This window comes from Pantoea sp. PGP6 (assembly GCF_053474785.1).
This window is the reverse complement of sequence record NZ_JBQBMA010000002.1, coordinates 14,017-35,850: the sequence shown is the minus strand read 5'-3', so window position 1 is coordinate 35,850 and position 21,834 is coordinate 14,017. Positions and strand designations below refer to the sequence as shown.

The following is a 21,834-nucleotide window of genomic DNA, read 5'->3' as shown; positions in this document are numbered from 1 at the left end:
AACCGATCAGCGTCAGTTAAGGCTTAAGGATAACCTTCGTCCATCCCTCATCGCGATCGTCAAAGTGCTTATATCCCTCAGGCGCCTCAGCAAGTGAAAGACGGTGTGAGATTATGCCGCCCGGGCTGGCTTTACCCTGATGGATCAGACGGGCCAGCTGACGATTATAGGCTTTGACGTTCGCCTGGCCGGTGCGGATTGACTGTCCTTTAAACCAAAAACTGCCGAAATCAAACGGCATCTTACCTTCTTTGGCAAGGTCTGATGCAGCTCCCGGATCCTGCGGAATAAACACGCCAACCACACCAATTCCCCCGGTTGCTTTGGTTGATGCAACGAGGCTGTTCATAGTGACCGAATTATCTTCATGGCCATGTTTGTTACAGCACTGATAGCCCACGCATTCACAGCCACAGTCAGTGCCGCGTCCGTCAGTTAAGTCGAGAATTCGTTGCACGGCTTCATCGCCGGTCGCATTGATGCCCGTCGCCCCCATTTTCTCTGCCAGCGCTAAACGGTCCTGGTGTGTATCCACTACAAATACCTGTGAAGCGCCTTTTATCATGGCTGAGTGTGCGGCCATCAGACCCACCGGCCCCGCGCCGTAAATGGCTACGCTTTCGCCAGGCTTTAATCCGGCGAGTTCTGTCGCATGCCAGCCGGTAGGGAAAATGTCAGAGAGCATCACATAATCATCTTCTTTTTCTACTGCGTCAGGCGGAAGCACCAGGCAGTTAAAGTCTGCAAAGGGGACCCGAAGCAGTTCCGCCTGACCACCCTCCCAGGAGCCCATTTCAGCAAAACCATAGGCCGCGCCCACAGTACCGGGATTGGTGGTGAGGCAAAAACCGGTCAGACCTTTTTCACAATTCTCGCAAAAACCGCATCCGACATTAAATGGCAGACAGACATAGTCACCGACCTTAACACGCTCCACTCCTGAGCCAATTTCAACCACCTCACCCAGGTTTTCGTGCCCCAAAATACGTCCCTGCTCAAAGCTGGTCCGACCCTCGTACATGTGCAAATCCGATCCACAAATGTTGGTGGTGGTAATGCGGACAAGCACATCGGTGGGGCGAACAATTTTTGCATCCGGCACGTCTTTAACTTTTACATCATAGGGACCGTTGTAAATAACTGCTTTCATGATCTTCTCCTGCTTGCGGCCGGAAAGGTGTGGCTGCCCGACCGGGTAAGTGTCAACTAAGTTTAGCTGCCATGATTGATAACGCAATCGACAGCAAGGCAATCGGGAGGTTTCTTATCGGATACGTTGAGGAATGCTGGCCGGGGATGACGGTCAAAGACAGCCGGGAAAAGGTCAGGATCATGCCGCATCAAGCCGGGCGGCAGCAGCCGGTAGCGTTGCGGGAATATTTGCGTAAAACAGTTATCAATTATCGGCAGCAATCTCAGACGCAGCCTGAAGGTAAAGACCCGATTTATCAGAAAGATGATTTACCTTACACCCGGCCAGTTTTTGCCTGATTCACTGCCAGAATCTTCTCAGAGAGGCACTTCCCGTTAGATACAGAGGTCGCTAAAACCCTGGCCTCGCTGAGCCTGGCACCCTGGATATGGGTGTCTGTGTACCCTTCTCTCTGCGCTACGTTAAGGCTGGAATAAAAAATATCGCTTCCGGGTCCCCGTCATCGAGATTGTCGACCTGACCGCTGGGGATAAATCCGGCGTTCAACAGCAGCCGTTGCATTGGCAGGTTAGAACGATGGGTGGAGGTGAACAGCTTCGGGTGCTGGCAGCGGGACTTCAATGCTGCAATCAACGCCAGACCGATACCCCTGCGGCGGTAGTGTTCCCCTACCATCAGCATTTCAATAAAGCCGTAGCCGAAGAAATGGTAGTTCAGCACGCCATATCCCATCGCTATTCCCTGCAGTTCGGCAATATAACAGACAGACCAGGCACACCAGATGCGGATTTGCGCCGCACCTTTTGGCTGGCTCTGGGCAACAATGTCGATAGTAATCAGGGGTATAGCATCGTTTTCAGTGGTCAGGCGAACACGCATATTCTGAACCGCTCCGGTTTTCCTGGAGAGTATTTTGCCTGAGTGATCAGGCTGCCACATCCCGGTCATTCAGCGAAGCGTAATAGGCTTTTTCTGCCTCCACTGGCGGGATATATCCGGTCCGTTCCATCAATCGGTGATTATTGTACCAGTCCACCCATTTCAGCGTAGCCAGCTCAACATCCTGTCGGGTTTTCCAGCTTTGCCTGTGGATCACCTCCGCTTTGTACAACCCGTTGATACTTTCTGCCATCGCATTGTCATATGAGTCGCCCGTGCTGCCTGTTGAAGCCAGCAGCTCCGCGTCCTGCAGCCGTTGCGTGTACGCCAGTGACACATATTGCGAACCTTTGTCGCTGTGATGGATGGTACCGCTCGGGCGTCTGGCCCACAGCGCCTGCTCCAGTGCATCCAGCACGAACGACGTTTCCATCGTGGATGAGACCCGCCAGCCCACGATAACACCGGCGAACACATCAATGATGAAGGCCACATATGCGAACCCCTGCCAGGTGCTGACGTAGGTAAAATCGGCCACTCAAAGACTATCGGGCCGTTCAGCCACGAACTGCCGGTTCACCCGATCCTGCGGTGTTTCGGCTTTGTTGCTGCGGGTGGTTCTGACACTTTTGCCGCGTGTCACCCCACGTAGCTGCAGGGCTTTCATCAGGCGCTCAATGGTGCAGCGGGCAACGCCGACACCTTCACGTTTTAGCTGTCGCCAGACCTTACGCACACCGTAAACGCTGTAGTTTTCTTCGTATACGCGCTGTATCTCAGGTATCAGCACGGCATCGCGTTTATCCCGACTACTGCGTCGTTCAGGACACTTCCGGCGTTGCTGATGCCAGTAGTACGTTGACGGAGCAATATCCAGCTCATGACAGACTGGCCCGACCCCGTGTTCACCGCTCAGATTTTCCAGAAGCGACATTATTTTTTCCAGTGGCGGTCGAGCTCCGCCTGGGCAAAATACGCTGAAGCCTGACGCAGAATATCATTGCTGCGGCGCAGCTCGCGGACTTCCCGCTCCAGTTCTTTCAGACGCTGGCGTTCGCTGGCAGTCAGCGCATTCTGCTCATCATCAACGGGCTCCTGCTGACGGATCCAGATACGCAATGTCTCGGGAGTGCAGCCGATCTTAGGGGCAATGGAGCAGATAGCGGCCCATTGTGAGTTGTAGGTATTCTGGTTTTCCAGAACCATACGAATAGCGCGTTGACGAACTTCAGGGGGAAATCGGTTATGTTTTGTCATCCTGGTTACCTCTCTCAAAGAGTGTAGTCTCCAGGATTACCGGGGCGGTTCATAACACCAGTGCACCAGTTTTCTCATCAGGGCACCGATGGTCACCATTTTCGGCTTGTCACGCAGACATAACTCATCGTAGAGATTGCACATCCATTTATTGTGAATTTTTCCGCATAAGGCTGACATGTAAAGCTTTGCTCTTAATTGAGGCGGACCGATTTTCGACATGCGGGGGCAGCTGCGTACTGATGTGCCAGAACGCTTTTCGACAGGCACCACACCCAGAAAAGCTGCAGCCTGTTCAGCTGACTCAACGTTATTGCTGCGAAGCACGACAAGCATATGCATCCCCAACTGAGTCCGACAGACTTAATTGATGTCAGCAGATGGTAATCCTGCTTCAGTCCAGGCCTGAATGCGCTTTGATCTGCCGCAGAACTGAAAGCCAAACAGGGGCCATAAAAGGCTTCCGATTGCTTTCATTGAATATGTCCGCTTTTCGCTCAAAGCGGACCATGCCCCGGTAAGGCTGCTTTGTTCCAAAAGCGAACACCTCAGCTTTGCAAGAGACGATCAGGTTACCGGGAACTGAGAGCAAGTTTAGCCGCGAAGCATAAAAACAAGCCTCCTATGGCTCTGTCCATGGCTTTGACAACGCAACTTTTCTTCGGGATGGCTGCCCGTCAGGTAACAGGCCTTAAATGGGAAACAGGCGCAGCACCAACCTTCCATGAACAGCGTTCGCTGTCAGAACGACTTTACCGGAAACAGGGTGTCGATCCGTACGCTGCTGGGTCAGAAAAGACAGGAGATGACAGATAAATATAACGACGATCGTGACCAGGGATGGAAGCAGTTGGTGCTCAAAAAATAATCCTTTTTGCAGAAGAGTTTTGCAGGGGTTTTGCAGAAGACCCTTTTTACAGCCGCTAAAACGGCGCAGATCCAGATGAACTCAGTCCGGAAGAGCTCCGAAAACCGGCCGGATTAAACGGTCCGGACTGAGCCTGTTCAGCTGCGCTGAAGGGAAGATTATTTACCGAGGATTTCCCGGCGCACGATGTCCGCGCCCGCACTTAACGCTGCCAGTTTACCGCTGGCAACCTGACGGGATAACGGCACCATGCCGCAATTGGTCGACGGATAAAGTTTATCCGCATCAACAAATTGCAGCGCCTTACGCAGGGTACTGGCGACCTCTTCAGCGGTTTCAACAGCGTTGGTTGCCACGTCAATTGCCCCTACCATTACCTTTTTGCCACGGATCAGCTCAATCAGATCCATCGGTACGCGCGAGTTCTGACACTCCAGCGAGATGATGTCGATGGCTGATTTCTGCAGCTTAGGGAAGACCTCTTCATACTGCCGCCACTCGGTGCCGAGCGTCTTCTTCCAGTCGGTGTTGGCTTTGATACCGTAGCCATAACAAATGTGGACGGCAGTTTCACATTTAAGCCCTTCAACGGCTCTTTCTAACGCGGCAATGCCCCAATCGTTGACTTCATCAAAGAAGACGTTAAAAGCGGGTTCATCAAACTGGATGATATCGACGCCGGCCGCCTCTAATTCTCTGGCTTCCTGGTTGAGAATTTTGGCAAATTCCCAGGCGAGTTTTTCGCGGCTTTTGTAGTGACCGTCATAAAGCGTATCAATCATCGTCATCGGACCGGGCAGCGCCCATTTGATCGGCTGACTGGTCAGCTGGCGTAAAAACCGGGCATCTTCAACAAATACCGGCTTCAGGCGGGCAACCTCACCGACCACTGACGGCACGCTCGCATCATAACGATCGCGGATTTTTACGATCTGACGTTTTTCAAAATCGACACCGCTGAGGTGTTCAATAAAAGTGGTGACAAAATGCTGACGTGTTTGCTCACCATCACTGACAATGTCGATACCTGAGTGCAGCTGATCGGCCAGGCTGATACGCAGCGCATCAAGTTTGCCCTCAACTAATTCGTCACCCTGCAATTTCCACGGCGACCACAGCGTCTCCGGTTGGGCCAGCCATGAAGGTTTAGGTAAACTGCCAGCAGTTGATGTCGGTAATAATGTGTTCATGATAAATAACCTTTTATTAGGATGATTCAGACAACGGGCTGGGCAAACCATTGCTCAAGAAGTGTCTGCCAGGGCTTAATGAAAAGTTCTTCAGTAAATTTACCCTGCTCAACGGCCAACTGGCTGCGCTCTTCTCGATCGTAGACAATTCGCGTTAATGAATAATCCTGATTTGTCAGACTGGGTTGATAGACATTTCCCGCCGCCGAATTGGCATTGTAGATTTCAGGCCGATATATTTTCTGAAACGTCTCCATGGTGCTGATGGTGCTAATCAGTTCGAGGTTGCTGTAATCGTGCAGCAGGTCACCCTGGAAATAAAAAGCCAGCGGCGCAACGCTGTTACGCGGCATGAAATAACGCGCCCTCAGTCCCATCTTCGCGAAATAGTCATCGGTCAGCGAGGGTTCATTCTGTGCATATTCATCCCCCAGCACCGGATGCTGGTTACCGGTCCGGTGATAGGTATTTTTACTGGATACGCTCAGGCATATCACCGGCGACTTACTGAATTTCTCTTTATACGCCGCAGAATTAACAAAGCTTTTGAAGATGTTGCCATGCAGAACGCCATAATTTTCCGGCGTACTGAAGTCGCTTCTGTTTTTATTATGTGCCGGCAACATCACGCTGAAATCATAATCGCGCACATACGATGAGAAGTTATTGCCGACAATGCCTTCAATGCGCTGTTGGGTCTGATGATCGATGATATGCGTTTTTAAAACTTCAATGACCGGGAAGGCATCATTGCGGCCTTGCGCATTGATCGATAACGCCACCGAGATAATTTCCAGCTCAACAGAATAACGGTCGCCTTTCGGGTTATCCCAGTTCGCCAGCGAGTTGAAACGATTATCAATCATGACCAGGGCGTTGCGTAAGTTATCCTGACGCTTTTCACCCCGGGCTAAATTGGCAAAATTAGTGGTGATGCGGGTATTTTCAGACGGATTATAGTTCTCGTCGAAACGCAGGCTTTTAAGAGTAAATGTAAATGCATTATTCATCGCAATCTGACACCCTGATCGTCTGATTCAAAAATATGAAATTCGCGATTTATAGCGGAGATAAACTGAACACCGCTGGCGACTCTTCATATTATCAATTGATATTAACAATGCATCCTTTATGCCTCACTCGGTGGTTGAGGAAAAGTGATTTAATTTCACCGAACGTGAAGGATGTTCATGATCAGTTAAAAGAGGCTTTGTTGAATAAATCAGATTTCGGGTAAGTCTCCCCCGTAGCGGGTTGTGTTTTCAGGCAATACGCACGCTTTCAGGTATACCTGCTTTCGTCATTTTGTTCAGCGCTCGTACCAGGGCCATAGCCTCCGCAACCTGACCATCGTAGTCACGCAGCGTCAGTGAACCCCCGAACAGCTGTTTTACCCGGTACATCGCCGTTTCCGCTATCGAGCGACGGTTGTAATCTGTTGTCCATTTCCACCGCGCATTACTCCCGGTCATTCGCTGATTAGCCACTGCACGGTTACGGTCTGCATATTCACCGGGCCAGTAACCCGCACCTTTTCGGGGAGGGATAAGCGCGCTGATTTTCTTACGCCGCAGTTCATCGTGACATAGCCGGGTATCGTAAGCGCCATCGGCGGCGGCTGACCTGATTTTCCGGTGGGTTTGCCGGATTAACCCGGGGAAGGCCTCTGAGTCCGTAACGTTGTTCAGCGACAGGTCAGCGCAGATGATTTCATGTGTTTTACTGTCAACGGCGAGATGCAGCTTACGCCAGATACGGCGGCGTTCCTGGCCATGCTTTTTGACTTTCCACTCGCCTTCACCGAAGACCTTCAGCCCGGTGGAATCAATTACCAGGTGTGCGATTTCACCCCGGGTGGGCGTTTTGAAACTGACATTAACCGACTTTGCCCGCCTGCTGACACAGCTGTAATCCGGGCAGCGTAGCGGAACGTTCATCAGAGAAAAAATGGAATCAATAAAGCCCTGCGCAGCCCGCAGGGTCAGCCTGAATACGCGTTTAATGACCAGCACAGTAGTGATGGCAAGGTCAGAATAGCGCTGAGGTCTGCCTCGTGAAGAAGGTGTTGCTGACTCATACCAGGCCTGAATAGCTTCATCATCCAGCCAGAAAGTTATGGAGCCACGGTTGATGAGGGCTTTATTGTAGGTGGGCCAGTTGGTGATTTTGAACTTTTGCTTTGCCACGGAACGGTCTGCGTTGTCGGGAAGATACGTGATCTGATCCTTCAACTCAGCAAAAGTTCGATTTATTCAACAAAGCCCCTCTACGTTATCTGCTTCAACGCCTGCACACACCATTAACGTTGCAGCCGGTAGCCTGAAGCCTGATACACCGGTCAGCGTCACGATTAATGGACAGACAGCAATCACTACCGCCTCAGCTCTGGCACCGGCTTTACAGATCGCTGTCCCTTATGTTTCAGCTTTTCAACGCACTGTGGCTAAAGGCGGGATTGCTGGTAAATCAGAACATACCCATGCGCATAGCGGTGATAACAACGGCTCATCCAACGCTCATAGCAACGCTTTTGGCGGTCACGGCCTTTCAGGACAACGCTCCGGTCATTCAGCTGCTGCTCATTTCTAAGCCTTATTCAGGCGCATCTTAAGCGGGCCACTCAGATATGTTCTTAAAAAGCTTCTGACAGAATTGCCCGTTAATTTGAGGAATATAGCCAGGGACTTAACTTGTTCCCCCTGACAACCGCTTTACCTCAGCCCTCGCAATAGGGCTTTTTTTAGAATTTCTGCTGCTTAAAATGATGATGTTGAATGCGTAATTTTTGCTTAGCCGTTGTTGTATTGACCGCTGCTGCGCCGTTATTTGCTGCACAGCATTCATTTGGATTAGGTTATTCACGTTCTGATATCGGCGATGGGGATCACCTTAACGGAGGTAACATTAAGTATGGTTATCAGCCCGATGATTCTGCTCTGGGCTTAATCACGTCGGTGACGCTGACCGGTGACAGTGACAAAAACCAGCAAGACGGGGTGAAAACGGATGGTACTCTCGGATATGGCTCATTAATGATAGGTGCGACTTATCAGCTCACTGACTGGGTTAAACCGTATGCGATGGTGGGTGTGGGTCGGGCAGGCTACAAAATTGATGTTAGCTATGCAGGTAACAAAGAGACGATCAAAGATCACGATACGGCGTTCTCCTATGGTGCGGGGCTACAAATCGAACCCGTAAAAGATATTTTTATTGATCTGGGCTATGAGGGATCGCGACTCTTTGATACTCAGGTGAAGACATTCACTGCAGGTGCGGGCTACAGATTCTGATTGGCTCCTTAACCCGCCAGGGTAATTTATCATCCATAAAACCACCCTAAGATTAGTAGAGTGGCTTTTTTCTGTCTGGTTGCTGATCGTCCGGAATATCGCTTTCCTGGATGAATAAATCAACCTCGTTAAAAGATCGTCACGGGATCAGAATCAGCCTTTCCTGGCCGGTCTCTTCATGCCAGATTCTGCTTACCTCTGAAAGCGCAGAGGTTCGTAGCGGCGTGTGGAATCCGCTCAGTGGAATGGCAGCCAGCAACTCACCCGCCCCATTCACCAGTGCCTGGACGGAAAGGCTGCGGATGCCGCTACCCAGAATTTCAAGGCCCGAGCTGTGAAGGGACGACGCCGAAACAGAGATTTTTTCGCCAGCAATGGAGCCCAGCTGAATATACCGCAGACACGGTTCCCCCAGCCGTGAGCCCCGATTCGCCGTGGCCTGCATGAGTATCCGGGTCGCTGTGTAAGCGCAGCCAGGAAGAAAGTCCGGCAGTTATCGCCGCTGCAGCCCGTGCATCACCCACGCTGTCCGGAACCGGCACGACTGAACAAACTGAGACAAGTACCTACTCAGCCATTGAACCAAACGGTGATAGAGCAAACAGGAGGTAGACTCGTTGTTCATCCAGGCTAATTCCCACGCCATCAATGCCCTGAACAAATTTTGACTCAGCCGCACGCGTATAGTACCTGCCCGCAGCGAGACGCTTAACGATCGGGCTCATAGGCGCAGCCTGCACACGTATCACAACTTCACCTTCGCTGGCCTGCGGCTCAGGAAAATCGCCATATGAAGGCGGCATGTCAAAACGGGAAACGATAGCAGCACGCATAGACAGTCCTTATGAGGAGTGATGTTATTGCACCTGGATGCCCTGTTGGCGGGCGCGATGAAGACGGCTCAGTTGAAAGCCATCACGGATATTTAATCCATTGAGCGTCACGTGAAGTGCTCAGGGTGTTCATCCGCGCCAATGTCCGGGCGGACCACCTCAGCCAAAACAATTTCGGTTAACCCTGCGGCTATGGTTCATAATAAATGCTGCGCATTTAACGGATAACCGTGAAGACAACGGTTACTGAATGTTTGACACTTATCTGACAACTCAGGGTTGTTAGCTGAATATAAGGGAAAATAATGCCGTTGATATTTGATGAGTTATCTGGTTTGCCATCATGGGTACCTGTTGTATTACTCTTCTCGCTCTCATTTGTACTGGGTTTTCTTGCACGCCTTATCCTTCTCAGGTTTATTCGCTACTGGCAGAGTCGTGATCGAAAACTGTTCAAATCCCTCGAAAAACATCTTCGTGGCTCGATGTTCCTATTCATTCCCTTATTGATGGTCAATGTCGGGATTAATTACATCGACATTCACCCGGATCTGCTGGTTTTTATTACCAATACGGTGAATGTTTTTATAATATTATCGTTTTGCTCAGTATTAATTCGATTAACGAACGTGGCGCAGGATATGCTATATATCCGCTACGACATCAATATTTCGAATAACCTTCGTGCGCGTAAAATTCGCACACAGATTATTTATGTAAAGAAAGTGGTCATTGTCATACTGGTATTATTCTGCCTCTCTCTGATTCTGCTCAGTTTTCCCGGCGTGAGAAAATTCGGTACCACTATCCTCGCCGGTGCTGGCGTAGCCGGCATCATCATTGGTTTTGCCCTGCAGAAGTCGCTGGTCAATCTGTTTGCCGGTATTCAGATCGCCTTTACCCAGCCGATCAAAATTGACGACGCCGTGGTGGTAGAAAAAGAATGGGGCTGGATTGAAGAGATCAACCTGACCTATGTGGTGGTGCGAATCTGGGATTTGCGCCGACTGGTGTTGCCCATCACCTATTTTACAGAAAATCCGTTTCAGAACTGGACGCGCAATAATGCGCAGATTCTGGGCTCTGTTTTCCTCTACGTTGATTATTCAATGCCGTTAGAACCGCTGCGACAGCATTTTGAAAAAGTGCTGAATGAAACCAAACTCTGGGATCGGGAAACTCAGGTGCTTCAGGTGACCGATACCACCGAGAAGACCATGACGATCAGGATGCTGATGACCGCGCAAAATTCCCCGATAGCCTTTGATTTACGCTGTCACGTCCGGGAAAAAATGATTGAATTTATTCAGCAGAATTACCCGCAGAGCCTGCCTCACGTCAGGGCGTCACTTACCGATACCGCTGCCTGACAGGCGGTGAGGTGAGTTGCAGCCGAATAAAAGCGGAAGATACAGTGAGCCTTCTCGGCGTCAGGGCCGCTGTTCTTCCGCCTCTCACAAACGTGCCGCACTCTGCTTTCCGCTCCAGGCCAGAGCAGTCAGTCAATCGCCTGATTTATATGACCGCCGGCGTCGATCCGGCATAGTTTTCAGCCTCCGCATAGCATTGCCACTCTTGTGACAGACCAGGTTTAGCGTGGCCGGAAAGTTATCTCGCGCCGCTTTGTGGTGTGGTGCCAGCCTTCATTTTATCCGCATCAGGTTGCACACTTTACTGCCTGTTACACCACTGACTTTGCAGAAAAACTGCCGCAACTCCGGCTGCCAGTACAGATTTTATGGGGCGCCGAAGATGAGTAGCAACCCGTTAAGTATGGAAAGCGTTTGCAGCGCGACATTGTCTCTTCCACACTGCATATCTATGAGCAGGCCGGACACTTTCTAATGGAAGATGCTCCCTTGCCTGTCGCCGCACAGTTAATTGACTTTGTTAATCAACATAATATGAGGTAGAGCCATGATCCTGATCGGAATGCTGGATTCACCCTATGTCAGACGGGTTGCTATTTACATGAAGGTTTTGGGTATTCATTTTGAACATCGCCCGCTTTCGGTATTCAGCGATTTTGACGCCTTATCACAAATTAACCCAGCCGTTAAAGTCCCAACGCTTATCACAGATGATAATCAGGTGCTGATCGACTCAACATTGATCATTAATTACCTTGAAAAATATTGCGGTCATACGCCTGCACCCACATCAGCGTCTGAAGCGGAACAAATACGGGATCTGCGTCTTACCGGATTCGCCCTGGCAGCCTGCGAAAAAGCGGTACAGATTGTGTATGAAAAGCGTGTCAGGCCGGAAGAAAAACAACATCAGCCCTGGGTGAATCGGGTCACTCAACAACTTCATGGCGCCTGGCAAACGCTGGATAACGGGCTGCGGGAAAGTCACCCAGACATGTTGTCTGTAGCCGGTATTACTATTGCAGTAGCCTGGAGTTTTACAGATTTGATGCTGCCGGATACGGTGAATCGTACGCGCTATCCTGAAGGGGCCGGATTTACACTACTGGCCGAACAGCGACCGGAATTTTTGACAACGCCCATGAACCAGGCCTGAAGAGTCATTTAAAGCGCGGTAACGCAGGCCGTGATAGCTGAACTGCCCTCGGCTTCACATTCCATACAGGGCTGGCTTATTGCTATGGATGAAAATGGATTCCGGTGCCAGTTTACCGTCGGGGCGGCTCAACCGCGGCTGCGGTTAAGTCCGGCTATCAGCATCTTGCTAATCGCACAATATTCGGCTGGATAGAGTGACGGGCTGAACAGGCAGGCGCTGGCCCGGCTTTGAACTTCTTTCCAGCAAGGTACGGGACGACGGCACACATCGCCTATTCACGTCTCTTCCGGGATGTCTCAATTCACCACAACGTTCACTGTAATCAGTGAAATCAGACTGCGGAGATCCAGGAAGCAGACATTCTGTATAAACAGGCTGACAGTTATGCCTCATTGTGCTTAACGATATAGACATTAGTTGTTTCAATGACTTATTCTCCGCCAACCTCACTTTTCTCGCTTTTCTGAACGGTTTGACCCCATCGAGATATCTGCATCGCAGGAAAGGTTAAAGCAAAAATATTGCATTAAGCCCGTACTGCCCGTATACCTTACTAAAGCTAATCCTTTGCATTAAGGTATCGATCATGACAGCCATCCCGCCCGTTCTGCCTCCCCGTTCCGCTGCACGTCTGACGCTTTTCAGCTTCATCGGCGCGGTATTGATTTCGGCCACCAGCAGCGCACCGACGCCGCTTTATCCGCTCTACCGCACGCTGTTTCATCTGAGCCCGTCGCTGCTCACCCTGATATTTGGTGTCTATGCCTTCGCGCTGCTGGCCGCGTTGCTGACGGTGGGGAAAATTTCTGACTATACCGGCCGACGACCACTGATGTTGCTGGCCCTGGCGCTCAATAGCGTGGCGCTGGTGATTTTTATCTGTGCTGATTCCGCTACGGTTTTAATCGGCGCACGTCTGGTGCAGGGCTTTGCGACCGGCATCGCCTTACCGACTTTTGGTGCGACCCTAATCGATGCCAATAAACATCGCGGTCCGCTGCTCAACTCCGTCACCGCCTTTCTGGGAATGACGCTGGGAACCCTGGCAGGCAGCATCCTGGTCACTTACGCCCCCTTCCCTACCGTGATGCTTTATGCGCTGTTGTTACTGGCGATGCTGGTGGCAATGGCGCTGTTGCCGTTGATACCCGAAACCATTTCACCTCAGCCCGGGGTGCTGGCTGCGCTGCGGCCGCAGGTGAAAATTCCGCGTCGTGCACTGGGCCCTCTGTTGAAAGTCGCGCCGGTGAACATTGCAACCTGGATGCTGGGCGGATTCTATCTTTCACTGATGCCGACGCTGGTGATCAGCGCCACCGGCCTGACGTCGCCTTTTATCGGTGGCAGTGTGGTAGCAACCCTGATGCTGAGCGCCACCGCCGCGGTGTTTTTCTTCCGGTCGCTGCCACCCACGCGAGCACTTTTTGTTGGAACGCTGATGCTGATAGCCGGCGTCAGTCTCACTCTCTCTGGAGTCGGTTTGCATGCCGTCGCCTGGCTCTATCTCGGTACGGCCATTGCGGGTCAGGGATTTGGCTCAATCTTTTCAAATGTGCTGAAGATTATTATGCAGCTCGCTGAAAACCATGAGCGCGCCGGGCTGTTCTCGGCCTTTCTCATCAAAAGCTATCTCGCCTTTGCGCTACCGGCGATTCTGGCAGGCATCGCTGCGCCACACATTGGCCTGACCCTGACCGCGTTTCTTTATGGCATGACGATTGTGATGCTGGCGCTGGTGTCGTTGCTGGCGGTCAGATCCGGTTCATTTGCCCGGGCGCACAGCTAAATAGTGGGACTGAATGACCAGCCTCCCCGCCACGTCATTCACAAATCGGGATTATCATTTACACTCAAACGGTTCGATTCACTGAGTCCTGCTGTTGGGTAACGCCATAAATATCATGCCTGAATCCCGTCCTGATGATGCTTTAGCCCTGTTTTCGCCCGCGACGCGGCGCTGGTTTTCCACGACCTTTGATGCTCCGACGCCGGTGCAACAGTCGGCATGGCAGGCAATTGCCAGCGGTCAGCACTGCCTGGTGATTGCCCCGACCGGTTCAGGGAAAACGCTGGCGGCCTTCCTGACCGCCATCGACTCCCTGTTCCAGACCCGGACACAGCAACCTGCGCCCGATCGCGAATCCACCACCCGTATTTTGTATATATCGCCGGTCAAAGCGCTGGCGGCAGATGTGCAGCGCAACCTCAATCTGCCGCTGGCCGGCGTGATGGCTGAACGTCAGCAACGGGGCGAGCCAGAGATCACGATCAATGTCGGGATGCGATCCGGCGACACGCCAACGGCTGAGCGGGCAAAACTGTTGCGACGTCCACCGGATATTCTGATAACCACCCCTGAATCGTTATTTCTTATGCTGACCTCGAAAGCTCGCACTACGTTGCAGGGCGTGACCACGGTCATTGTTGATGAGGTCCATGCGGTAGCCGGATCAAAGCGCGGCTCGCAGCTGGCGCTAAGCCTTGAGCGGCTGGATGCGTTGCTGCCGCAGCCTGCTCAGCGCATTGGGCTTTCTGCCACGGTACGCCCGGTCGAACGCGTCGCTGAATTTCTGGGTGGCTGTCAGCCAACCCTGGTGGTGAATCCCGCCGCTGGTCGTACTCTGCATCTCAGCATTGAGGTGCCGGTAACGGATATGACCGATATCGCCAGCGATCCGAATCCCTATAGCAACACAGGTCAGCCCAGCGGATCTATCTGGCCGCATATCGAGACGCGCATCCTGCAACTGGTGATGGCGCATCGTGCCACGCTGGTGTTTGCTAACTCACGCGGGCTGGCTGAAAAACTCACCGCGCGACTGAACGAACGTTACGCGGTTCAACAGCAGACGGAAAGCCTGCCGCAGCCGGCGCAACACTATGCCTCCTTTTCCGGTGGCAGCCAGAATCGCAGTGACAGCGCGCCCGCGGTTATCGCCCGATCTCACCACGGTTCGGTGTCGAAAGAGCAGCGCAGCGAAATTGAATCGGCGCTGAAACAGGGCGAATTGCGGTGTGTGGTGGCGACGTCAAGCCTGGAGCTCGGCATTGACATGGGGCCGGTTGATCTGGTGATCCAGGTGGGTGCACCGTTGTCAGTCGCCAGCGCGCTGCAACGGGTTGGCCGGGCCGGACATCAGGTTGGCGGTGCTTCCACCGGGATTCTGTTTCCTCGCACCCGCCGCGACCTGCTTGATGCGACGGTGACGTTGCAAGCGATGCAGGCCGGGCAGCTTGATGCCCTTTCACCGCCGCGTAATCCGCTGGATATCCTGGCGCAGCAGACGCTGGCCGCTGTCGCCATGGAACCTTTACAGGCGGATGCGTGGTTTGAACGGGTGCGGCGTGCCGATCCGTTCCGCGCCCTATCGCGCCGCCTGTTCGACGCTACGCTGGATATGCTGGCCGGAAAATTCCCTTCGGATGATTTCACACATCTGCGGCCCCGCCTGGTCTGGGATCGCCAAAGCGGCCTGTTAACGGCCCGTCCTGGCACCCAGCATCTGGCCGTTACCAGCGGTGGCACCATACCCGATCGCGGTATGTTCAGCGTTATCCTGCCTGAAGGCGAAGAGCAATCGGGATCGCGGCGGGTCGGCGAACTGGATGAAGAGATGGTTTACGAATCGCGGGTCAATGACATCATCACCCTCGGGGCGACGTCATGGCGGATCCAGCAGATAACTCATGATCAGGTCGTCGTCATACCAGCGCCAGGCCGATCCGCACGCCTGCCGTTCTGGCGCGGTGAAGGCGTTGGCCGGGCCGCAGATTCAGGTGCCAGCCTGGCGGTGTTCTTGCGTCAGCTTGATAATGCGACGCCCGAAGAGGCACAACAGCATCTGCATTCCCTCGGGCTGAATGATAATGCCATCTCTAATCTGCTGTCGTTACTGGCTGAGCAGCGCGCTACCACTGGTGTCTTGCCTGGCGATCGCACCCTGGTGATTGAACGCTGCCGTGATGAAAGCGGTGACTGGCGGGTGATCCTGCATTCACCCTGGGGACAACGCATCCATGCACCCTGGGGGCTGGCGATCGCGGCACGCATCCAGCGGCGACTGGGCATTGATGCGTCGGTGGTCGCCAGCGACGACGGCATCATAGCCCGCTTCCCCGACAGCGAAGGTCGGGTTCCGGGAGCGGAACTGTTTGTGTTTGATGCCGATAGCCTGACGCAGGAAGTCACTGACACGATAGGCAGCTCGGCATTGTTTGCTGCCCGCTTTCGGGAATGCGCTTCGCGCGCGTTGCTATTGCCGAAGCGTAATCCGGGTAAACGTTCACCCCTGTGGCAGCAGCGTTTGCGGGCCGGTCAGCTGCTGGAAGTAGCTCGCCAGTATGAAGATTTCCCGATCCTGATTGAGACCGCACGCGAGTGTCTGCAGGATGTCTATGATTTGCCCGCTCTGCACCGCCTGATGAATCAGATACAGCAGGGAAGCGTGCAGTTTGTCGAGGTCACGACTGACGTCCCCTCGCCTTTCGCGGCGCCGCTGTTGTTTGGCTATGTGGCCGAATTTATCTATGCCAGCGATGCGCCGCAGGCTGAACGCCGCGCCTCACTGCTGGCGCTCGACAGTAACCTGCTGGGCGAACTGCTGGGTCAGACCGATAAAGGTGATCTACTGGCTCCCGCCGTTGTTGAGCAGGTAGAGCAGGCGTTACAGCGCCTGGACCCACGCTATCAGGCCCAGCATACCGAAGGCATCGTCGATCTGCTACGCGAACTCGGCCCGCTATCGCTACCCGAAATTGAAGCGCGTTTCAGCGGCGATCCCTCACAGGCAGTCGCGGCATTACAGCAGTTTGAAGAGGCGCAGCGGGTGATTTCGGTCACCGTTGCCGGTGAGGCGCGCTGGGCGGTGGTGGAAGATGCTGCCCGTCTGCGCGATGCCCTTGCTACTGCCATCCCCGACAATCTGCCCGCCACCTTTTTACAGCCGCTACCCGATCCGATCCGCGATTTGATCACCCGTTATGCCCGCACTCACGCCCTGTTCAGCGCGCAGCAGCTTGCCGATCGCTATGGTGTGGGCGTCGCGGTTATCAACAGCGCACTGCTGCCTTTACGCGAGCAAGGCAACCTGCTGCACGTCGGCAGCGAAACCGGCCAGGCTCACGGCGTCTGGGTCTCAGCCGACGTTTTCAAACGGTTGCGGCTACGTTCACTGCAATCAGCTCGCGAGGCAACACGTCCGGTCCCGCCTGCTGCCTGGGTAACGCTGCTGCTGGAGCGGCACGGCGTGCTTAATCCGGCAGCCACCTTTACCCGTGAAACCTTGCCTGTCGCGCAACCCCTGTATGAAGGCATTGATGGGCTAGCGCGGGTAATAGAGCAGCTGGCGGGCGTGGCGCTGCCTGCCTCGCTGTGGGAGTCGCAGATCCTTCGCGCCCGAATTCGTGATTATCAACCCGCGATGCTGGATGAACTGTTAGCTAACGGCGAGGTGCTCTGGTGCGGTCATAAAGCGTCAGGACACAATGACGGGTTAATTTCGCTCCATCTCGCCGAATTTGCCGCTGAAACGCTGCCACCATCAGACTCAACGCCGTCACCGACAGAATTACAACAAGCCATTCTTGAGGCACTTAGCCACGGCGGCGCGTGGTTCGCCCACGAGATCATGACAAAACTTGCGGGGCCGGAAACGCCGCCGTCCGGCGATATTTATGCCGCTTTATGGCAACTGGTGTGGCAGGGCGACATCACCACCGATACCTGGACTGCCGTGCGTGGGCTGCTGGGCTCGCCGGGCGCGACACGTTCCCGACCTGCGCGCGCCCTGCGAAGCCGTCACGTTCAGCGGTTCGCGCCCTCAGCCTCAACGGGACGCGGTCCGGGCGTCAACACCATTGCCGGACGCTGGTCACGTCTTGTCCGGCGGGATATTTCACCAACACGTCAGGCGCTGGCGCTGGCCGAAAATATGCTCGACCGCTACGGCGTCATCACGCGTGGCAGCGCAATTTCGGAACAGATCCCAGGCGGTTTCCCTGCTTTGCAGCCGGTATTGCGCGGCATGGAAGACGCAGGGCGGATTATGCGTGGACGCTTTATCACTGGCGCGGGCGGCGCGCAGTTCGCTGATGCCCTGACGATTGAGCGTCTGCGTGAACTGGCACAGCAACCAGCTGACACCACCGCTGCAGTGGCGCTTGCCGCCATGGACCCGGCGAATCCGTTCGGTGCCACGCTGGGCTGGCCTGTCCATATGTCCGGCGCACGCCCGGTGCGGAGGCTGGGTGCGCGGATCGCGATTGTGGGCGGCGAACTGGCGCTCTATCTGCCGCAGGGCGGAAAAGATCTGCTGATCTTTACGCCGGATGAAGCGCAACAGCAGGCCGCCATCGCGGCACTGGCGCTGGCGCTGAAGCGTGAAAAATCGCTGAGCTTTACGCTGGAAACGGTAAACGGTCAGCCGGTCTCGCAGTCGCCGTTACTCAACACCCTGCGCCATGCCGGCTTCTCCCGCGTGCCGCAGGGATTCAGCTGGTACGGTTGAGGTTGTCTTCTCGAACAAAATCGATAAAGGCCTGCAGCGGCGCCGGAATTAACCGGCGGTCATTGTAGTAAAGCCACGGGCCAGAGAAGCTCAGCCACCAGGGCTGCAACAGCGGTTCCAGTTTACCGCTGTCAAAACAGGGCCGCAGCCACTCCTCAAACAGATAAATAATGCCGCTACCGGCAATGGCCGCCTCAACGGCCAGATCCATTGCTCCGCCAACACTTACCACCAGCGGTCCGCTCACCTGCACAGTGACGTCACTGCCATCCCGGCTGAATTCCCAGTCCGGCATAACGCCACTGGCGTAGCGGCCTCGCAGACAGCGATGATGGATCAGATCGCGCGGATGATCGGGACGGCCATACCGGGCAAGATAAGCCGCTGAAGCCGCTGCCGCAAAGCGCTGGCGGCGTGGGCCAATCGGCATCGCCACCACATCCTGCTCCAGCCGCTCATCGTAACGAATGCCAGCATCGCAGCCGTCGCGAAAGACATCCTGAACGTTACTTTCCGCCACGATCTCCAGCTGAATATCGGGATATCGCCGCAGGAACTCCGGCAACAACGCCGGTAACACCAGACGCGTGGCGCTGACCGGTACGTTGAGCCGCAGCGTACCGCCTGGCGTATTGCGGTAGAGATTGATCGCATCCAGCGCAGCGTTGACTTCATTCATTGCCGGGAGCAGCCGCTCCATCAGTGCCCTGCCCGCTTCGGTTAACACGACCGTCCGCGTGGTGCGGTGAAATAACCGGATACCAAGTTGCTGTTCGGCACGGCGCACCGCATCGCTCAGACGTGACGCATTACTGCCGGTCACCCGAGCCGCCTCACGGAATCCACCGGCTTTTGCCACCGCAACGACTGCCTCCAGTAACGCTATCTCTACCGCCATTGTGCAGCACTCCGTACAGTCTGTCCTGATTTCACCGGATAGTTGCACAACCGTAACCCCGTTACAATCATTCTACATTCACGCAGGAGGTTTCCATGTCACACACCACCATGACCTATCAGCTGGGCGATCGTAATGTAAACCGTCTGGGCTATGGCGCTATGCAGCTGGCGGGACCAGGCGTCTTTGGTCCGGTCAAAGATGAAGCACGGGCCATTCAGGTACTACGCGATGCGGTTGCCACGGGCGTTAATCATATTGATACCAGTGATTTTTATGGACCGCACGAAACCAACAAGCTCATCAAAAAAGCGCTACATCCTTATCCGCAGGATCTTTGCATTGTGACGAAAGTCGGTGCCCGGCGTGATGCTAAAGGTGGCTGGTTGCCCGCTATGGAGCCCGACGCGCTGACCCAGGCGGTAGAAGATAACCTGCGTCATCTCGGAGTGGATGTCATCGACGTAGTGAATCTGCGCAGTATGTTTCAGGTATTTGCGCCACAAGAGGGGTCGCTGGAACCGCAGCTGACTGCGCTACTGGAACTGAAAGCGCGTGGATTGATCCGGCATATTGGCCTGAGTAACGTCACGCCGAAGCAGGTTGCTGACGCGCAGGCAATGACCCCGATTGTTTGTGTGCAGAATATGTATAACCTGGCAAACCGGCAGGATGATGCGCTGATCGATCAGCTGGCACAGCAACAGATCGCCTATGTGCCGTTCTTCCCGCTGGGTGGCTTCTCGCCGTTGCAGTCGACGCAGTTAAATGAGGTCGCTGCCTCGCTGAATGCCACGCCGATGCAGGTAGCGCTCGCCTGGCTGCTGCGCCGCTCGCCGAATATTTTATTGATCCCTGGCACCTCCTCGTCCGAGCATTTGCAGGAAAATCTGGCCAGTGCTCAACTGACGTTAACCGATGAGATCATGGCAAAGCTCAACGGTATCTGAAGCGCATAGCCCGCCAGGCGGGCTTTTTTTATTTGCTGTTCGGTGTCAGAACTGCTTAAGACAGTTCACCAGCGAGGGCCGATCGCTACAGCGGATGTGGTGATCAATTCTGTCGATCATATACGGATAAAACGGATTCGATGTGGCGCGCATTATCGAGTCGAGCCCGACGATCAGCACGGCACTCTCACCCCGCAGTGATAAGGTGCCGAAGCTGATACCGTACTCATTTTTGATGGCTGGCTCATTGCCATATAAACCATCCTGCGCCGGAAACGGAATCGCGACGTGGGAGAGTGAATAGAGTCCGGCAGGATAATTAATCGCCAGAGGCTGCGTCTGCTCGCTGATCTCACCGGCAGGTACGGTTTTTGTCACCATGTTTAACGACGTCGCCGTTGCGTTGGTGATCACCGTTGAGGCGTATAACCGACGCGCGGCCGGCAGCAGCTGATTAACGGCGGTGTACGAAGAGTGACGGAATAGCGGACTAACGCTGACTGCCTGATTGATATCAAACAGCACCAGTTCGCTGCCATTATCCGGCAGGTAATTATAGAGAGAACGAATCACCGACGGGGTGCTGACGGTGGAATCCATTACTGACTGAAAGGTCAGGATCGGCGGGAATGCCACCAGCTGTTGTTGACGTGACGCCTGCACAATCTGCTGTTGCAGTGCCTGAGTTAACAGATAGGTCTGACGGGCGGCGTGCACCGGAAAGGAGTTGTACTTAAAGGGATTGAACTCCGGCACAATGTTCAGCCACGCCGTTTTAGAAAAAGCGGGAAAAATCGACGGCAGCCCCGCGATACCGGCAAAGCGGGCGAAACGGGTTACGCCTATCATCGGCGACAACAGAATCAGCTGTTGCGGACGGCGTAAATGGTGATCGGTCAGGCTGTCCAGCGTGTATTTCACCGCCAGCCGCGTGGCAGCCAGCCAGTCCTGCCAGTCTACATCCGTCAGTCCGGCCGGTACCGTGCCGTGGCCGGGTAACCGCAGCGCCACCGCAACATAACCCTGCTGGCGGTAGACTTCCGCTACGTGTCTCAGGCTATAGGGACTGTCGGTCAGGCCGTGCAGCAGAACGACGGCACCCCGCGGTACGCCATCGGGTCGCAGAATATAGGAGCGGTTCCAGTCGTGATCAAAATTTTCGGGGTAGATCAGACTGCGGGCATAGTAACGGTTAAGCGGCGTTTTCTCGTCCGCCTCGAGCTTATTGCTGACCTGCTGTTTCATCTCATCAAAAAGCCGGTTTTCCGCCGCAAGGTAATCGGCATAACTGGCCTTATCAAGCTGCTCAATTGTTAATTCATGGGGGACCCAGGTGTGCCAGCGATGTAATTCGGGACCGCGCTCAGCCTCATACACACGGAAGATCAGCAATAGCCCCACGATCAATCCCGCGCCGAGAAGAAAGCGTTTGCTCCAGCGGGAGATTATTTTTAACGTCCTGGTCATGCATCCTTACC

Annotated in this window: 15 protein-coding genes, 3 pseudogenes and 1 other annotated feature; of the genes and pseudogenes, 8 read left to right on the top strand and 10 right to left on the bottom strand. The window is 54.1% G+C overall.

All coding sequences use genetic code 11. The features are described from left to right. Positions 1 to 16: 16 nt before the first annotated feature. Positions 17 to 1,150 carry a glutathione-independent formaldehyde dehydrogenase gene (locus ACLIBF_RS20550; RefSeq protein ID WP_038626485.1) on the bottom strand — a complete coding sequence of 378 codons (1,134 nt, stop codon included), beginning with the start codon at positions 1,148 to 1,150 and terminating at the stop codon, positions 17 to 19. Positions 1,151 to 1,221: 71 nt separating this feature from the next. On the opposite strand from ACLIBF_RS20550, the gene ACLIBF_RS20545 reads away from it, so the two are divergent. Beyond that, positions 1,222 to 1,491 (top strand): DNA polymerase III subunit theta, encoded by a 270-nt coding sequence (locus ACLIBF_RS20545; protein WP_262287887.1) that lies wholly within the window; start codon positions 1,222 to 1,224, stop codon positions 1,489 to 1,491. Between the two features lie 118 nt (positions 1,492 to 1,609). On the opposite strand, the gene ACLIBF_RS20540 is transcribed toward ACLIBF_RS20545, so the two are convergent. From ACLIBF_RS20540 to ACLIBF_RS20530, 3 genes and pseudogenes are all read right to left on the bottom strand, one after another. Further along, positions 1,610 to 2,032 carry a GNAT family N-acetyltransferase gene (locus tag ACLIBF_RS20540; protein ID WP_448310445.1) on the bottom strand — a complete coding sequence of 141 codons (423 nt, stop codon included), beginning with the start codon at positions 2,030 to 2,032 and terminating at the stop codon, positions 1,610 to 1,612. A 46-nt stretch (positions 2,033 to 2,078) separates the two neighbouring features. Continuing rightward, positions 2,079 to 3,289 (bottom strand): annotated as a pseudogene (locus tag ACLIBF_RS20535) (IS3 family transposase). Beyond that, positions 2,895 to 3,011 (bottom strand) — a sequence feature (AL1L pseudoknot). Its footprint overlaps the pseudogene before it by 117 nt. Positions 3,290 to 3,325: 36 nt before the next feature. Then, positions 3,326 to 3,693: pseudogene (locus ACLIBF_RS20530) on the bottom strand (transposase); the annotation flags it as partial. A gap of 268 nt (positions 3,694 to 3,961) precedes the next feature. On the opposite strand from ACLIBF_RS20530, the pseudogene ACLIBF_RS20525 reads away from it, so the two are divergent. Beyond that, positions 3,962 to 4,157: pseudogene (locus ACLIBF_RS20525) on the top strand (integrase); the annotation flags it as partial. Between the two features lie 158 nt (positions 4,158 to 4,315). Here the strand turns inward: ACLIBF_RS20525 and ACLIBF_RS20520 are convergent. The 3 genes from ACLIBF_RS20520 to ACLIBF_RS20510 form a co-directional block, all read right to left on the bottom strand. Beyond that, positions 4,316 to 5,347, bottom strand: a complete 1,032-nt coding sequence (locus tag ACLIBF_RS20520) for a methionine synthase (protein WP_448310444.1) — start codon at positions 5,345 to 5,347, stop codon at positions 4,316 to 4,318. 26 nt (positions 5,348 to 5,373) lie between these two features. After that, complete coding sequence (locus ACLIBF_RS20515; RefSeq protein WP_448310443.1) at positions 5,374 to 6,357, bottom strand: DUF1852 domain-containing protein; 984 nt, start codon at positions 6,355 to 6,357, stop codon at positions 5,374 to 5,376. A 252-nt stretch (positions 6,358 to 6,609) separates the two neighbouring features. Beyond that, a complete protein-coding gene (locus ACLIBF_RS20510; protein ID WP_001118618.1) occupies positions 6,610 to 7,533 on the bottom strand; it encodes an IS5-like element IS903B family transposase in 924 nt (307 codons plus the stop codon). 588 nt (positions 7,534 to 8,121) lie between these two features. Between ACLIBF_RS20510 and ACLIBF_RS20505 the strand changes: the two genes are divergently transcribed. Beyond that, positions 8,122 to 8,640, top strand: coding sequence for an Ail/Lom family outer membrane beta-barrel protein (locus ACLIBF_RS20505; protein WP_448310442.1), 519 nt, complete (start codon positions 8,122 to 8,124; stop codon positions 8,638 to 8,640). A gap of 566 nt (positions 8,641 to 9,206) precedes the next feature. On the opposite strand, the gene ACLIBF_RS20500 is transcribed toward ACLIBF_RS20505, so the two are convergent. Then, positions 9,207 to 9,473: a hypothetical protein gene (locus ACLIBF_RS20500; protein WP_448310441.1), complete on the bottom strand. Its 267-nt coding sequence runs from the start codon at positions 9,471 to 9,473 to the stop codon at positions 9,207 to 9,209. A 305-nt stretch (positions 9,474 to 9,778) separates the two neighbouring features. Between ACLIBF_RS20500 and ACLIBF_RS20495 the strand changes: the two genes are divergently transcribed. The 4 genes from ACLIBF_RS20495 to ACLIBF_RS20480 all read left to right on the top strand — a co-directional run bounded on the left by ACLIBF_RS20495 (position 9,779) and on the right by ACLIBF_RS20480 (position 18,508). Beyond that, positions 9,779 to 10,843 carry a mechanosensitive ion channel family protein gene (locus ACLIBF_RS20495; protein ID WP_448310440.1) on the top strand — a complete coding sequence of 355 codons (1,065 nt, stop codon included), beginning with the start codon at positions 9,779 to 9,781 and terminating at the stop codon, positions 10,841 to 10,843. Positions 10,844 to 11,390: 547 nt separating this feature from the next. Beyond that, entirely contained in the window at positions 11,391 to 11,999 is a 609-nt protein-coding gene (locus ACLIBF_RS20490) for a glutathione S-transferase (RefSeq protein ID WP_448310439.1), read from the top strand. Between the two features lie 589 nt (positions 12,000 to 12,588). Beyond that, positions 12,589 to 13,788, top strand: coding sequence for an MFS transporter (locus ACLIBF_RS20485; protein ID WP_244175074.1), 1,200 nt, complete (start codon positions 12,589 to 12,591; stop codon positions 13,786 to 13,788). A gap of 115 nt (positions 13,789 to 13,903) precedes the next feature. After that, positions 13,904 to 18,508 (top strand): ATP-dependent helicase, encoded by a 4,605-nt coding sequence (locus tag ACLIBF_RS20480; RefSeq protein ID WP_448310438.1) that lies wholly within the window; start codon positions 13,904 to 13,906, stop codon positions 18,506 to 18,508. Here ACLIBF_RS20480 and ACLIBF_RS20475 read toward each other — a convergent pair. Next, complete coding sequence (locus tag ACLIBF_RS20475; RefSeq protein WP_448310437.1) at positions 18,492 to 19,406, bottom strand: LysR substrate-binding domain-containing protein; 915 nt, start codon at positions 19,404 to 19,406, stop codon at positions 18,492 to 18,494. The two genes, ACLIBF_RS20480 and ACLIBF_RS20475, sit on opposite strands and share 17 nt — an antisense overlap. Before the next feature lie 95 nt (positions 19,407 to 19,501). Between ACLIBF_RS20475 and ACLIBF_RS20470 the strand changes: the two genes are divergently transcribed. Further along, positions 19,502 to 20,356 carry an aldo/keto reductase family oxidoreductase gene (locus ACLIBF_RS20470; RefSeq protein WP_094119031.1) on the top strand — a complete coding sequence of 285 codons (855 nt, stop codon included), beginning with the start codon at positions 19,502 to 19,504 and terminating at the stop codon, positions 20,354 to 20,356. Between the two features lie 45 nt (positions 20,357 to 20,401). Here the strand turns inward: ACLIBF_RS20470 and ACLIBF_RS20465 are convergent, their stop codons facing one another. Further along, positions 20,402 to 21,823, bottom strand: coding sequence for an alpha/beta hydrolase (locus tag ACLIBF_RS20465; protein ID WP_448310436.1), 1,422 nt, complete (start codon positions 21,821 to 21,823; stop codon positions 20,402 to 20,404). Positions 21,824 to 21,834: the final 11 nt, after the last annotated feature.